This is a genomic window from Muricauda sp. SCSIO 64092 (assembly GCF_023016285.1).
Taxonomy (GTDB): Bacteria; Bacteroidota; Bacteroidia; order Flavobacteriales; family Flavobacteriaceae; genus Croceivirga.
This window is the reverse complement of record NZ_CP095413.1, coordinates 3678462-3695086: the sequence shown is the minus strand read 5'-3', so window position 1 is coordinate 3695086 and position 16625 is coordinate 3678462. Positions and strand designations below refer to the sequence as shown.

The window sequence follows — 16625 nt, the reverse complement described above, 5'->3', positions numbered from 1 at the left end:
GTTTGCCGAGCGGGAAGATGCTGTAGGAGTTTTCCTCTTCAAACGATTATGACACTTTTAAAAGTAAAGGTATCCCCTACAGGTCAACACTTTAACACCAATGTAACAAGTGTTTCCTTTCAATGTAACAGTCGTCAACATTTAGTAATAAGTGGGAAACCCTGTGGGATTTATCGTCCAATAAGTCTTGAAAACAGATCCCAGTAAGTACCTGCTACCTAATGAAGTTAGCTTCGTACCATCGATTTATAATGGATCCTGCGAAGCGCCAATGAGGAAATCCCGTCAATTGGGATTTAGATTTCTCCCGTTGGTCAGAAATGACTATTTACTGAATGATTTTTGTTAGTCGAATGACATTTGGGTTTCCTTGGTCATTTCAAAATAAGATGCGAAGCGACGATTGGGAAATCTACTTAAATTTGGATTTCTACCGTTGGCCGAAAAGGCAATAGGGGAAATGATTTTTGAAGGTAGATTCGAGATGATGGGTATTTATTCTTCGCCAATGTCCTCATTCCACAATTCAGGTCTGTCCGCTATAAAGTCCTCCATCATTTTTATGCATTCCTCATCGTTCAAAACGATAACCTCCACACCGTGGGCCCTTAACAGATCCTCGGCGCCTAAAAAGGTCTTGTTTTCCCCAATGACAACTTTGGGAATTCCATAAAGCAAAATTGCCCCAGTACACATGGGACACGGTGACAGTGTTGTGTAAATGGTGGATTCCCTGTAGACTTTTGCTTCTTGCCTTCCCGCATCTTCGAATGCATCCATTTCCCCATGAAGGATGACACTGCCCTTTTGGACCCTTCTGTTATGCCCCCTCCCGAGAATGGTCCCTTTGTGTGCGATGACACTCCCAATTGGAATTCCACCTTCGGATAAGCCTTTTCTGGCCTGGTTAACGGCTTCTTTAAAAAATATATCCATAGTTAAATTTTAGGTAAAGCTATAACCCCAAATGGGTTGTTTTATGATTTTTGATTTTTCCTGAAACGATACTAGCACTTTTTCAGGAACTTTGATCCATTGCCAATCGTTCTTTGTTTTGTTCATTAAAATGGCATTTATCCCGTACTTGCCAAAACCTATACCGTACTCACTCCAATCCCAGATCATCCTTCAACATCGCATAACCATCCAATACGTTTTTCTCCGCCGATCCGGTGTTGACCGCGCGCTCGTAAAAAGGTATGGCCTCCTCCAACCGTCCCCTTTGGTGCAACATAATTGCCAGGTTTCCGGCAGCTAATGCATTATTGAGATCCGCTTCAGAGGCTTGACGGAAATAGGTCATCGCCTTTTCTGCATCGCGATCGACATAATGCTGGGCCAGGTTGGTCAAGGCAAGGGTGTTTTCCGAATCTTTCTCCACAGCTTTTTCATAACCTTTAATGGATTCCGGAGTATTGCCCAGTTCTGACTGGATGACGCCGTAAATGAACCACAACTTGGTATCATCAGGAAATCGTTCCAGTGTTTTTTTACAATGGTCCAGGGCCTTCATGTGGTTTTGGATTCGGTTATCCGATAAACCGGTAAGGTGCTGAAGGTAAAACGTCTGTGTTCGAATGGATCTCCCATGTTCCACATCGGCCAAAATTAAGGTTTCACTGTCGCGCCAATCACTGGCACGGGCAGAAGCCAAGAACGCAAACAACACTATGACCGCTGGAGCCCCTACCCACAAGTAATAAACAGCCTGTCCCTTGCGACGACGGGTCCTTCCCTTCTTTACCACTGCCTGCACTGCAAAAACAATTGCCCAGGAGAAACCGAATAAAGGTATGAACAGGAAGCGTTCGGCCATCGTGGCAAGAATAATGACCAGCAAATTGCTGACCGGAAAAAGGGTAAGCAAATAAAACCAAATACCGTAAGTGGCAGGATGTTTCCTTTTGATGCCCCAAACGGCATAGCCCAGAAGGGCAATATATATCACCAAACTGATTATGGCGCCGGTCAGGGTCCCATCCTCCATGGAGAAATGTCCAGAGGAATAGTCCCAGTTAAGGGGATGTGGCCAAAACAGTAGTTTTAGGTAATATCCCAAAATGTAAAAGGTCATGATCAGCCTATCGGGCGTATCCAACATAATCAGGCTATTGTTAAACGCGTTGAGGTATCTTGAATCGTTTTCCAAATGCAGCATCCGGAAAAGCATGAATGCCAATCCAATGGCCAAATAGGGCCAGGTCTTCCGCATGACCGACTTCAGGGGCTGCGTTTGAAAATAATAGAAGGTAAGGGGGATAAGCAGGGCAAAAGCGACCCCGGTTTCCTTAAAAAAAAGCGATGCCGTAAAGGCGAGCATACTCACTCCCTTCCAAAAACCACTTCGTTCTTCTTCTGCCTTAAAGAGCCACCATAAAGACAATGCAACGGCCAGAAAACATAGGATATCGTCCCTTCCTTTGATGTTCGCTACCGATTCAACATGTACGGGATGAACCGTAAAAATGACAAGAATGGTGAAAATCATGATCATTGGTCGGCCTTTGAGCAAATAGCGCTTCAAAATTTGAAAGAGCAGTAACACCAGCGCTATATAGTACACCAGATTCATCATGTGATGGTGCTGGGGTTCCATGCCAAAAAGGGACACATCCAATGCATGGGAGACTGCGGTGAGGGGTCGGGTGATACTTATTGTCTCTAATTCCCAATCCCCGTTGGCCATATCGGAGAAAAGCCTTCCCATTCCCGATAGGCCATTTTGTACATATTGATTCTCTGTTACCAGTATGGTATCATCTATGGCAAATTGAAAATTGGTGGTTTCGCCATAAATCATTACTATAAGAACAACAAGTACTACCTGTATACCATATTTTAGGTAAATTGGTTTTTTCTGGTTTTTGGTCTGCTTTTCTTTCGAAAGAACAGGGGGAGTCCCCTTTTTTTGCTTTTTATTTACTCGTTTTGACATAGCGGGGGAGGATTAGTGGTTTATACATACCTTCAACTACCATTTGATCTTTTACATAGGATGAGTTGTTATAATACCTTTTCAAATTGTCCTATTATCGCCTTTTGTACGACCTGATCCACAAAAAAAGTGGTACGACCACGGCAGAGATAACCAACCCAAGCATTAGGAAGAATTGGGCTTCCCGTACCATGTCACTCAATCTGTCCAGCATAAATTGAAGTTTTAAAACGAAGGGCTGAACGGCTATAGCCGGAACCCATGAAATGGTTTATGCCCAGGGCATAATGTGTCCAACGCTAATCTCAGCTAGTCCTTTGCAAGACAGATGGGATATTAACTCCCGGATTTTCTTCAAATGCCCAACATAAGACTTGTTCTGCCCCCTACAAAGACCCATAAACTTTCGATGCCAGGGTCTCTCAAAAATCCCAATTTGAAATCATAGCACCGTGTTTAAAAAAGACATAACATTTAAACATATGATATCCCTGAAACTTGGACGATGGAAATCTAATCAAGAGTACGAAGGAGCGCAAAAACTGATGCATAAGTGTTTTTTTAACAGAACAAATGGCAGTTTTAGTTGATATGTGTCTATATGAAAAAGCGATGTAATTCTTCGGCATCCCAAAAATGTCCCTTTACCCTTTTTTGTCCAAAACAACACCCATAGCCTTAAGAAAACAATTGGCGCCATTTGTTCATTTGTTATCGGTTCAGATAGACGATTCCCTGTGCTGGCGGTGTGGTCCCGTTCCCGAAATCTATCCTATAGTAGTACACCCCGTTGGACAGTTTACCATCCCCCAGGATAAGACCGCGACCGGCGCTGCCGTCCCAATCCGGCGTGTCGGCGTTCCCCTTGTACACCAGGGAACCGTTACGGTCATAGATGGCCATAGTGTAATTGGGGTAATCGTCCCTTAGCCAGGAAATGGAAAAGGTGTCGTTGATTCCGTCGCCGTTGGGTGAGAACCCCCGTTTTCCCAGACCTTTCGGCTGGCCGCAATTCTCCAAGATGACCCTTACCGCAACCCGATTGGAAGTACATCCTTTGTCATCCTCCAGCGATCCAAAATAAACGGCACCATCCACTAGAGGGGTATCCCTTTCCAGTTTTATGTTACCGCCTTTACCCAAATACCAACTTAGGGTACCGTTACCGGAGGCTACCAAATCCGATATTGTGGGATTTTCGGAAGTACAAAACCCCTGTTCGCCCTCCGCCTCAAGGACAGGGACCTCGGAAACAGAGGCAATGGTGGTGCCCGTAAGGCTGCAGCCATTTGCCAAGGTTACCGTAACGGTGAACTCCTCCCCGTTCGAAACATTGGTCACCCTTGGGTTTTGTATTCTAGGGTCGTTAAATACAGCATTTCCATTACTGGTCCATGACCAGGAGGTTCCCAGTCCACTTGTCTCGTTCAATTGTAAGGGTAGATATCCCTGACAGATCGGCCCGCTGTTGGTAACAATAGTCGGTAGCTCAGTCGCCTCCCGAACCAATACCGTGGTGGTGCATGCGGCCATGTTCCCGCCCTCATCGGTCACGGTAAGGGCTACCGTGTTCTCCCCCACGTCGGAACAGTTAAAACTGGTTCTATCCAGGGAAAGGGCCATAGTACCACCACTGTTATTAAAGGAGCCGTTATCCACATCGGCGACGGTAATCGTTGCAGTGCCCGTGACGTCCAGTTCCACGGTGATGTCCTTACAAATGGCTGTGAGCGTCTCACCGTACTCCACGGTGACCGTGTTCTCACAGGTCGATACGTTGCCACTGGTGTCGGTCACCGTTAGGGTCACGGTATTGGCACCTAAGTTGGAGGCTGTAAAGCTAGCAGGGGATACACCTAAAGAGACCTTCCCACAGGTATCACTGGAACCGTTGTCCACGAGTTCGGCCGACAGACTGGCTGTGCCATCCGCACCGAGTTGTAGTGTTACCTCCGTGCACAGTGCCATAGGGGCGGTCGTATCCTTTACCGTAATCGTTTGGGTCACGGTGGTACTGTTTCCCGAAACATCACTCACCCTATAAGTCCGGATAATTGTTTCCGGATTAATCTTGCCGTCACTTGCATCACTGACAAAGCTGACCGTTGGGCTTGCCGTACAGTTGTCCGTTTCGTCGGTCACTACGCTGATGTCAGGGGCGGGAACATCCGATGCGCACTGCACGTTTACCGCTGCCGGGTTGCTCGCCGTGGGAGCCTGCGTGTCCTTTACCGTGATCGTTTGGGTCACGGTGGTGCTGTTCCCCGAAACATCACTCACCCTGTAGGTCCGGACAATTGTTTCCGGATTGCTCTTGCCATCACTTGCATCACTGACAAAGCTGACCGTTGGGCTTGCCGTACAGTTGTCCGCTGCATCGGTCACTACGCTGATGTCAGGGGAAGGAACATCCGATGCGCACTGCACATTTACCGCTGCCGGGTTGCTCGCCGTGGGAGTCTGCGTGTCCTTTACCATGATCGTTTGGGTCACGGTGGTGCTGTTCCCCACAGCGTCACTCACCTGATAGGTCCGGATAATTGTTTCCGGATTGCTCTTGCCATCACTTGCATCACTGACAAAGCTGACCGTTGGGCTTGCCGTACAGTTGTCCGTTTCGTCGGTCACCACTGCGGCGTCCGGGGCGGGAATATCCGATGCGCACTGCACATTTACGGCCGCCGGGTTGCTGGCCGTGGTAGCCTGCGTGTCCTTTACCATGATCGTTTGGGTCACGGTGGTGCTGTTCCCCGCAGCGTCACTCACCCTATAAGTCCGGACGATTGTTTCCGGATTGCTCTTGCCATCACTTGCATCACTGACAAAGCTGACCGCTGGGGTTGCGGTACAGTTGTCCGCTTCGTCGGTCACCACTGCGGTGTCCGGATCCGGGGCACTGCACTGGGCATTGATTGCCACCGGATTGCTGGCCGTAGGAGCTTGGGTGTCCCTTACCGTGATCGTTTGGGTCACGGTGGTGCTGTTCCCCGCAGCGTCACTTACCCGATAGGTCCGGACGATCGTTTCCGGATTGCTCTTGCCATCACTTGCATCACTGACAAAGCTGACCGTTGGGCTTGCCGTACAGTTGTCCGCTTCGTCGGTCACCACTGCACTGTCCGGAGCCGGGGCACTGCACTGGACATTGATCGCCACTGGATTGCTGGCCGTGGGAGCTTGGGTGTCCCTTACCGTGATCGTTTGGGTCACGGTGGTGCTGTTCCCCGCAGCGTCACTTACCCGATAGGTCCGGACGATCGTTTCCGGATTGCTCTTGCCATCACTGACATCACTGACAAAGCTGACCGTTGGGCTTGTCGTACAGTTGTCCGCTTCGTCGGTCACCACTGCACTGTCCGGAGCCGGGGCACTGCACTGGACATTGATCGCCACTGGATTGCTGGCCGTGGGAGCTTGGGTGTCCCTTACCGTGATCGTTTGGGTCACGGTGGTGCTGTTCCCCGCAGCGTCACTTACCCGATAGGTTCGGACGATCGTTTCCGGATTGCTCTTGCCATCACTGACATCACTGACAAAGCTGACCGTTGGGCTTGTCGTACAGTTGTCCGCTTCGTCGGTCACTACGCTGATGTCCACAGCAGGGACATCGGACGCACACTGTACATTGATCGGTGCAGGGTTGCTGGCCGTAGGGGGGACATTTTCTGCACCGTCTCCAATAATATTAAGAGTCAGCGCCGCACGTGCCGCACCGGCCTTGCAATAGGTCAATCCATAAGCACCTATGGCAACATTGTTGGTAAAACGCTGGTTAAACCAACCAGTAAGTGTAGCGTCCCAGTTCTCCATGGAGAGTGCTGTACCATTAAGCATAGCGGTGCCATTGGTCAATTTCCCCAAGTTCCAATTTCCTAAATTCTGGTCAAAGGCACTTGCCTGATAACATATGGAAACCATAGTAGTCACACTACTCGTATCCCATGAACCGATATTCCCATTAAAGGCACTCGCCTGATAAAACATAGAGGCCATATTGACAACATTGCCAGTGTTCCAGGAACCGATGTCCCGGTCAAAGGTGCTTGCACCGGTAAACATGGCTGCCATACTGGTTACGCTACCCGTATCCCATGAACCGATATCCCCATCGAAGGAACTTGCCTGATTGAACATATAGGCCATATCGTTAACGCTGGTCGTGTTCCAGGTTGGGAAGCTTGTCGTCCCTTTGAGTGCCGTACAGCGCATAAACATTTCCCTCATAGTGGTCACGCCGCCCAGATTGGGCGTATCGGTGGCCTTCACCTCTAAATTGGTGCAGCCATAAAATGCGCCCGCCATTGTACTCCAAGATATGGCGCTGCCCCATTGGTCCACGGAAAGCAGCTTCTGCCGATCACCCAAATTGTTGAAATGTATTCTGGTCAGGGTCCCGTTCCCCGAAACGGCATTGCGAAATGCCAGCTGTATCTCACCAGCGGTATGGTTATGGTCGGTGACATCCAGGATTAAGGTCCCTTCCTCGTCCAGCAACTCAAAGGTACCATCATTGCCCAGGTCCACATCGTAGGTCCCTGTTAAAGGGATAGTGATGGAGTTGTCATCGGATGGGCCGTCGTTGGTCGTATTCCAGGTGGTGATAAAATAGTATTTTGAGGGATCTACCACGGTTACTGTGGTATGGCAGGTATCCTTGTTTTCATTGGAATCGGTGACCGTAAGGGTCACCGTGTTTACCCCAATGTCCAACATTGTAAAACTGATTTGGGACAGGCTTAGGGTAACGCTTCCGCAAACATCGCTGGAACCATTGTCCATAAGGGAGGCATCCAGGGTGGCTTTATTATCGGCGTCCAGTTCGAGGGTTACTGGCTGGCATGCTACCGTTGGGGGCACTTTATCCTCCACCGATACCGTAGCCGTGCAAGTAACCTTGTTGTTACTGCCATCGGCCACTGTGAGGGTTACTGTGTTCGTTCCTACATCGGAACAATCAAAACTGTTCGTGTCCAGGGAAAGGACCACCGTACCACTATTGTCGGTAGAACCGGCGTCGATATCCGAAGTTTCGATTGTCGCATTTCCGTTGGTGTTCAGTTGTACGGTAGTATCCTTGCAGGCGGAAGTGGGATCCGTGTTGTCTTCCACAGTCACTGAAGTTGTACAGGTCTTCTCGTTTCCATTGGGATCGGTCACCGTTAGGGTCACCGTATTCACACCGAGATTAACGGTCGTGAAACTGTCCGAGGACACCTCCAGACTGACATTTCCACAGGTATCGCTGGAACCGTTATCCAGAAGGGAGGCTGCCAGGGTGGCCGTACCCGTAGTGTCCAGCTGGAGCGTCACCGCAGTCTGGCACAGCGCTGTTGGTTTTATTGTTTCCGCGTTGTCACCGGTAATTTTGAGGGACAGCGCGGTACGCTGGGTTCCCGCCGTGCAGTAGACCAATCCGGAAGCGCCAATGGTGGGCGTGTTGGTAAAGTCCTGGGTGTCCCAACCCATCAGGGTAGCGTCCCAGTTGGCAATGGAGAGCCCACTGCCTTTGAGCATATCGGTACCATCGGTCACCTTCCCTAGGTACCAGCCCCCCAGATTTTGATCAAAAGTGCTTGCGCCATTGAACGTGGAGATCATATCGGTCACGCTGCCCGTATTCCAGGAACCGATATCTTGGTTAAAGGCTGCCGCGTTTCGAAAGGTATTGGCCATAGTGGTCACCTTAGCCACATTCCAGGAGCCGATGTCCTGATTAAAGGCGCTCACATCCATAAACATGGCCTGCATATTGGTCACCTTGGCCACATCCCAGGAACCGATATTCCCATTAAAGTTATGTGCCCCGTGAAACATGAAGCCCATATCGGTCACCTTGGCCGTGTTCCAGGTCGAGAAGTCAGTTGCCCCTGCCAGCAATCTACATCCTCCAAACATCCAATTCATATTTGTTACACTGCCCAAGTTAGGAGCATCGGTTGCTTTGATTTCCAAATTGGTACAGCCGGAAAATGCATCTTCCATTGTGCTCCAGGAGATACTACTGCCCCATTGGTCCACGGAAAGCAGTTTCTGTCGGTCACCTTCATAGTTGAACTGTATCTTCGTAATCCCCCTTAGGGCCACTTGTATTACACCAGCGGTATGGTTATGGTCGGTGACATTCACGGTTAAGAACCCGGTCCGATCCGTTACGGTCTGGTTCGTCAGTTCGTAGATTCCGTCATTGCCAAGGTCCACATCAAGAGTCCCTATGGCTGGGATGGTGATGGAATTGTTGTCAGAGGTGCCGGTATTGGTCGTGTTCCAGGTAGTGACGAATTCACCCTGGGCAAACAGACCATTGGTCATCCATAGGCAGGCGCAAAAAACAAGTGCTGCGCCCCTCCGGCCCTTAAAGCAATTTGTTTTCATAGCGGAATGGGGTATCGCCGTGAAACGACCGATTTAAAATCGACCAACGCTACCGCACAGGAAGGGAATTTTCCAGATTCCGACCCAATAGCCATCGCACTGAGTTCAGAACCGGGGACAAGGGAAGGGGACAAGAAGGGTCCGGGCTGTACTGGAAATTCCAGATGCCCTGACCCACACAATACTCCGACTATTGTTTTCCTGTCTTTTTTCAAAACGGTCTGTCCTTTTGTAACCCATATCTTTACAAATCATCCCTCTGCCAAATCTGTTTTTTAGATCCGAAGTGTTCCGGAGTTTGGCAAGTAGAAAAGGATTCGTGTGAATTTTCCTATATAAATTACCTCTTTTTGGCCCATATCTTAGTAAAAAAGTAACAAGCGTTCTTATTTGAAAATAAATGGGATCCATTATTTGGGTCTTATCAACAGGCCATAGCTGTGTTATAGGGTATGCCAATGTACCAAGTCTATGACCGGGGGGAACGCTGTCCGATGACCTTGGCGCTGGTTGGGTCAGGTATCCGTCCTCCTTCTCAATAGTATTCCGATCCTTAGGGCAGACAGGTTTGGATCTGTTTCAAAATGCCCTGAAACCTTCACAGATTTATGTTTCCCATGATGCCAATCACAGCCTTTGTCAAGCTACTTTTTATTGGTCAACCCAAAAATCCCCTCTCCAACACCTCCCCAAATAAAAAAGGGGATGTCCGAACAATCGGGACATCCCCTTTAATACGTTATTAGGACAGTGGCCTATCGGGATTTTGCCATGTCGTCTGCTATCATGGGCAGTACATTATTTGCACTCCCTGCCTATCGGTTCAGATAGACGATTCCCTGGACCGGCGAGGTCTTTCCGTCCCCGAAATCAATCTTATAGTAGTACACCCCGTTGTGCAGTTTGCCATCACCCAGGACAGTACTGCCCCCAGCGGCGCTGCCGTCCCAGTCCGGTGTGCCCGCGTTCCCTTGGTACACCAGGATGCCGTTTTGGTCATAGACCGTCATGGTGTAGTTCGGGTAATCACGCCTCAGCCAGGAAATGGAAAAGGTATCGTTGATTCCGTCACCGTTCGGGGAGAAGCCCCGTTTGCCCAAATCCGGATGTCCACCAAGGTCCTTGCTGTCCATTTCATCACCTTCCGGTGCGGACCCTGATCCGACCAAATCTGGCAACCCACTGAAATCATTGTCAGTGGTCAGACCGTCCTTCGGCAGGAACACACGTCCGCCGCCTGCCCCACCACAGTCCTTACTGTCCCCAACAATATTGAAGGTCAGCGCGGCACGTTCGGTTTCGGCAGTGCAGTATTTCAGGCCTGAGGCCCCTATAGTGGGCGTGTTGGTAAAGTTCTGGGCATCCCAACCGGTCAGTGTGGCGTCCCAATTGGCCACGGAGAGCCCGCTGTTATCGAGCATACGGAGCCCATTGTTCACCTGCCCCATGTCCCAATCGCCCAGATCTTGGTCAAAGGCCGTTGCCCCTTCGAACAAGCTGCCGATTGCTGTTACACTGCTGGTATCCCAGGAACCAATGTCCTGATTAAAGGCAGTTGCATCGAGGAACAAGCCTCCCATATTGGTCACACGGCCAGTGTTCCATGAGCCGATGTCCTGGTCAAAGGCGCTTGCAGAAGAAAACATCGCTAGCATAGTGGTCACATTTCCCACATCCCAGGAACCAATATTCTGGTTAAAGGCACTGGCACCATTGAACATGTTGGCCATATTGGTCACGCTGCTGGTGTTCCAGTTACTGATGTCCTGGTCAAAGTCGATAACGTAAAAAAACATCCAGGCCATATTCGTCACATTACTGGTGTCCCAGGAACCAATGTACTTGTTAAAGCTTGTACTCAAAAACATGCCAAACATATCGGTCACACTGCTGGTGTTCCAGGAACCGATGTCCTGGTTAAAGCTAGAATGGAGTGCGAACATGCCGGACATATCCTTCACGCTGCTAGTGTCCCAGGAACCAATAGCCCTGCTGAAAGTGCCTGCACTATAAAACATTAAACCCATATCGGTTACGCCGCTGGTGTTCCAGGAACCAATCTCCTGGTCAAAGGTGCTTGCGCCAGAGAACATGCCATGCATATTGGTCACGTTGCCGGTGTCCCAGGAACCGATGGCCTGGTCAAAGACGATCGCGCCATTGAACATGTTGCCCATATCGGTCACATTGCCGGTGTTCCACAAACCGATATTCTTATCAAAGGTGCTTGCACCAGTAAACATAGCAGCCATACTGGTCACATTGCCCGTCTCCCATGAGCCGATATCCCCATTAAAGGAACTTGCCTGATTGAACATATTGCCCATATCGATTACACCGGCCGTGTTCCAGGTTGGGAAGCTTGTCGTCCCCGTAAGCGATTGACATGCGGCAAACATATGGCTCATATCGGTCACGCTACCCAGGTCAGGGGCGTCGCTCGCCTTAACGTCAAGATTGTTACAGCCGTAAAATGCATTTTGCATGCTGTTCCAGGAGATACTGCTGCCCCATTGGTCCACGGAAAGCAGCTTGGCCTTGTCTCCCATATTGTTGAACTGTATCGCAGTCAAAGTTCCGTTCCCGGAAGTGGCATCCCGAAGGGCGACCTTTATCTGCCCGGCAGTATAGTCATGGGTGGTGACATCCACGGTTAGGGGCCCGGTCTTGTCCAGCAGCTCGTAGATGCCATCATCGCCCAGGTCAACATCATAGGTCCCTACTGCAGGGATGGTGATGGAGTTGTTGTTGCTCGAGCCGGATCTGTTGGTGTCCCAGGTGGTGACAAATGTGGTTATCGGATGGGCCACTACGGTCACTTGGGCATCGCAGTCATCCTTGTTATCGTTGGGATCGGTCACCGTAAGGGTCACTGTATATGTACCAGTGGTCGTAAAGCTACTCGGGGACACTTCCAGGGTTACATCCCCGCAGGCATCGCTGGAACCGTTGTCCACAAGGGTAGCTTTCAGGGTGGCCGTACCGTCCATGCCCAGTTGCAGCGTCGCTGCCTTGCACTGTGGTATCGGCTTGGTGGTTTCCGCGCTGTCACCGTTGATGTTGAGGGTCAGCGCGGTACGTTGGGTGCCGGCCGTGCAGTAGACCAGGCCCGTTGCGCCAATGGTCGGCGTGTTGGTGAAGTCCTGGCCGGCCCAACCGATAAGCGTGGCGTCCCAATTCGCGACCGAGAGCCCACTGTTGTTGAGCATATCCGTGCCGTTCCTCAACCGGCCCATATACCAATCCCCCAGGTCCTGGTCAAAGGCGCCGGCGCCGGAAAACATACCGACCGAACGGTTCAGGCCGACCGTGCTCCACGAACCGATGTCCTGGTTGAAGGCACTTGCGTTCCGAAACATGAAGTTCATATTGCCCACGCTGCCGGTGTTCCACGAACCGATGTCCCGGTCAAAGGCGCTCGCACCATCAAACATGAAGGACATATAGGTGACCCTGCCCGTGTTCCACGAACCGATGTCCCCGTTAAAAGAAATTGCGCCCTGGAACATGGACCTCATGTCGGTCACGCCGGCCGTGTCCCAGCCGCTGATGTCCCCGTTGAAGGAGGTCGCACCGGAGAACATGCCCCCCATATTGGTCACGCTGCCGGTGTTCCAGGTGGAAAGGCCCGTACCCGTGAGTGACGAACAATTGTTGAACATGTTGACCATATTGGTGACACCGCTCAAATCGGGGACGTCCGTCGCCTTGACCTCCAGATTGCCGCAGCCCCAGAATGCGCCCTCCATGGTGCTCCAGGAAATATCGCTGCCCCATTGGTCCACAGAGAGCAGCTTGTCCCTGTCGCCCCTGTAGCTGAACTGTATCGCGCCCAGGGTTCCGGTACCGGAGGCGGCATTGCGTAGGGCCACCTGGATCTGTCCGGCGGTATAGTTATGGGTGGTGACATTCACAGTAATTTCATCGGTCTGGTCCAATAGTTCATAGCTGCCATCGTTCCCCAGGTCCACATCGTAGGTCCCCACTGCGGGGATCGTGATGGAGTTGTTGGACGTACCGGATTTTGTGGTGTCCCAGGTGGTCACGAATAGACTTGCGGGATCCTCGACGGTCACCGTTGTCGTGCAGGTATTGGTGTTTCCATTGGGGTCGGTCACTGTAAGGGTCACCGTGTTGGCACCCATATCGGTGGACGAAAAGCTCCAATTGAGCGGACTTAGCGAGACGTTTCCACAGGCATCACTGGAACCGTCGTCCACATCGATTGTAGTTAGGGTGGCCGTGCCGGCGGTGCCCAGTTGCAGCGTTAGTGCTGTCTTGCACTCAGCCGTTGGAGGGACACTTTCCGCGCTGTCACCGGTAATGTTGAGGGTCAGTGCGGCACGCTCTGCAGTGGCCGTGCAATAGATCAGTCTGGAGGCCCCTATGGTAGGGGTATTGGTAAAGTCCTGGGCATCCCATCCAATCAGCGTGGCGTCCCAATTCGCGACCGAGAGCCCACTGTTGTTGAGCATATCCGTGCCGTTCCTCAACCGGCCCATATACCAATCCCCCAGGTCCTGGTCAAAGGCAACGGCGCCGGAAAACATACCGACCGAACGGTTCAGGCCCGCTGTGTCCCACGAACCGATGTCCTGGTCAAAGGCACTCGCGTTCCGGAACATGAAGTTCATATTGCCCACGCTGACCGTGTTCCAGGAACCGATGTCCCGGTCAAAGGCGCTCGCACCATCAAACATGAAGGACATATAGGTCACCCTGCCCGTGTTCCACGAACCGATGTCCCCGTTAAACGAAATTGCGCCCTGGAACATGGACCGCATATCGGTCACGCCGGCCGTGTCCCAGCCGCTGATGTCCCCGTTGAAGGAGGTCGCACCGGAGAACATGCCCCCCATATTGGTCACGCTGCCGGTGTTCCAGGAACCGATGTCCTGGTTGAACACACCCGCACCATTGAGCATGTACCTCATATCGGTAACACTACTGGTATCCCAGGAACCGATGTCCCCATTGAAGACGTCTGCCCCACGGAATATCCAGGCCATGTCCGTCACGCCGCTGGTGTTCCAGGTGGAGAAGCCCGTCCCCGTGACCACCCTGCAAAGGGCGAACATGGAGTGCATATTGGTCACACTGTCCAGGTCGGGATCATCGATCGCCTTGACCTCCAAATTGGTACAACCATAAAATGCTTCCTTCATCGTGCTCCAGGAGATACTGCTTCCCCATTGGTCAACCGAGAGCAGCTTCTCCTTGTCGCCCGTATTGTTGAAATGTATCCTGCTCAGGTTCCCTGCCCAAGAGGCCGCACTGCGAAGAGCCACTTGTATCTCCCCGGCGGTATGGCCATAGGTAGTCACATCCACAGTAGTGGTGTTGGTTTGGTCCAAAAGGTCATAGGTCCCATCATTGCCCAGGTCCACATCATAGGTCCCCGTAGCGGGGATGGTGATGGAGTTGTTGTTGGACGTACCGGGTTTCATGGTGTCCCAGGTGGTGACAAAAGTCGCGGGATCCACCACGGTCACTATGGTCGAGCAGTCGTTGGTGTTTCCATTGGCGTCGGTCACCATTAGGGTCACCGTGTTCGCACCCATATCGGTGGACGAAAAGCTCCAATTGAGCGGACTTAGCGAGACGTCCCCGCAGGCATCACTGGAACCCTCGTCCACGAGGTCGTTGGTCAGGGTGGCCGTTCCACCGGTGCCCAGTTGCAACGTTAGCGCCGTCTTGCACTGCGCCGTTGGCGGGGTGTTCTCCGCATTGTCCCCAACAATGTTAAGACTCAGTGCGGTCCGCTCTGCGCCGGCCTTGCAGTACACCAGTCCAGAGGCTGATATACTGGTGGTATTGGTAAAGTTCTGGGCATCCCATCCGATGAGCGTGGCATCCCAGTTGGCAACGGAGAGCCCACACCTGGTAAGCATAGAGGCTCCATGGGTCATCTGTTCCATGTCCCAATCCCCCAGATTCTGGTCAAAAGCGGTAGCGTAAAAAAACATATAGCTCATATCGACCACGCTACTGGTGTTCCAGGAACCAATGTCCTGGTCAAAAGCGGTAGCGTAAAAAAACATATAGCTCATATCGACCACGTTACTGGTATCCCAGGAACCGATGTCCCCGTTAAAGACGGTTGCGTTCGTAAACATGGAGTGCATATCGGTCACGTTGGAAGTGTTCCAGGAGGAAAAGCCTGTTGCCTTTTTAAGTGACGTACAATCGCGAAACATGCCTTTCAGACTGGTCACATTGCTTAGGTCCGGAGCGTCCGTCGCCAGGATGTCCAGATTGCTACAGCCATAAAATGCTTCCTCCATGGTACTCCAGGCTATACTACTACCCCATTGGTCCACGGAAAGCAGCTTCGGACCGTCGTTCCTAAGACCCAAAAAATAGTTCTCCCAATAACTGAAATCTATTCTGCCAAGGGTCCCGGCCCAGGAGGCCGCACTGCGAAGAACCACTTTTATCTCCCCAGCGGTATGGCCATACTGGGTCACATCTATGGTAATCTTCCCCGTCTGGTCCAAAAGGTCATAAGTGCCGTCATTGCCCAAATCCACATCGTAGACACCAGTGGCAGGAATAGTAATTGAATTGCTGTCGGACGTTCCGGATTTGGTGGTGTCCCAGGTGGTGATGAACTCGCCCTGGGCAAACAGGCCCGTGCTGACCAACAAGCAAATTAAAAAAGTAGGTAAGAGCCCTTTCTGGCCCAGAAAGTAGTTTGTTTCCATGATATATTTGTATTTATATGAATTGATTGTTCTTAAATCGGCCGCCATTGCTACATGGGAGAGGGGCCCTTCGGATCCCGATTTAAGTGTCATAGTACTGCCTTTGGGACGGAGACCGGAAGTGTGGACAAAGAGGAAACAGAGTATCCTAGAAGTTTTAAACCAGGTCTTCCATACCACATCCCATACACTGTTTTTCACATGCTTTTCCAAAACGGTCGGTTCCTTATGTTCCAAGTCTTTTCAAATCATCCCACGGGCCAAATCCGTTGTTTTGAAACAGAGATGTTCCAGGATTTGTCATTTGAAAATTTTTGTAATTACCTTCTTACAATTTATTTGTTTGTTACCAACGTTTTAACAAAAAAGTAACAAGCGTTTCTATTTGGCAATAAGTGGGATCTAATATTATATTTGAACGAATTCATGAATCCAGAAATGACATTTGACATTGTTCCCTATCCAAAAAAGAGGGAATACTTTTCGATGACCTTGGCCCTAGCTGTCCGCTGCCGATTCCTAGCCCCGTTGGCCGGATAGGTTTCGATCTGTTTCAAAATGCCCTGAAACGCTCACAGATTTATGTTCCCCATGATGTCAACCACAGCGTCTGT

4 protein-coding genes are annotated in these 16625 nt (G+C 50.8%); all 4 read right to left on the bottom strand.

Translation table 11 applies throughout. The annotated features are described in order from the left end of the window. Positions 1 to 495 precede the first annotated feature (495 nt). On the bottom strand, positions 496 to 936 hold the full coding sequence (locus L0P88_RS15505; protein WP_247130845.1) for a nucleoside deaminase: 441 nt from the start codon (positions 934 to 936) through the stop codon (positions 496 to 498). A gap of 169 nt (positions 937 to 1105) precedes the next feature. Beyond that, positions 1106 to 2935: a tetratricopeptide repeat protein gene (locus tag L0P88_RS15500; RefSeq protein ID WP_247130844.1), complete on the bottom strand. Its 1830-nt coding sequence runs from the start codon at positions 2933 to 2935 to the stop codon at positions 1106 to 1108. Positions 2936 to 3646: 711 nt separating this feature from the next. Continuing rightward, positions 3647 to 9307 (bottom strand): BspA family leucine-rich repeat surface protein, encoded by a 5661-nt coding sequence (locus L0P88_RS15495; RefSeq protein WP_247130843.1) that lies wholly within the window; start codon positions 9305 to 9307, stop codon positions 3647 to 3649. A gap of 815 nt (positions 9308 to 10122) precedes the next feature. Further along, positions 10123 to 16011: a BspA family leucine-rich repeat surface protein gene (locus tag L0P88_RS15490; RefSeq protein WP_247130842.1), complete on the bottom strand. Its 5889-nt coding sequence runs from the start codon at positions 16009 to 16011 to the stop codon at positions 10123 to 10125. Positions 16012 to 16625: the final 614 nt, after the last annotated feature.

What these genes read in the sequence shown, in the direction of transcription:
- L0P88_RS15505 (WP_247130845.1), bottom strand. Translation starts at nt 936, where the DNA reads ATGGATATATTTTTTAAAGAAGCCGTTAACCAGGCCAGAAAAGGCTTA.
- L0P88_RS15500 (WP_247130844.1), bottom strand. Translation starts at nt 2,935, where the DNA reads ATGTCAAAACGAGTAAATAAAAAGCAAAAAAAGGGGACTCCCCCTGTT.
- L0P88_RS15495 (WP_247130843.1), bottom strand. Translation starts at nt 9,307, where the DNA reads ATGAAAACAAATTGCTTTAAGGGCCGGAGGGGCGCAGCACTTGTTTTT.
- L0P88_RS15490 (WP_247130842.1), bottom strand. Translation starts at nt 16,011, where the DNA reads ATGGAAACAAACTACTTTCTGGGCCAGAAAGGGCTCTTACCTACTTTT.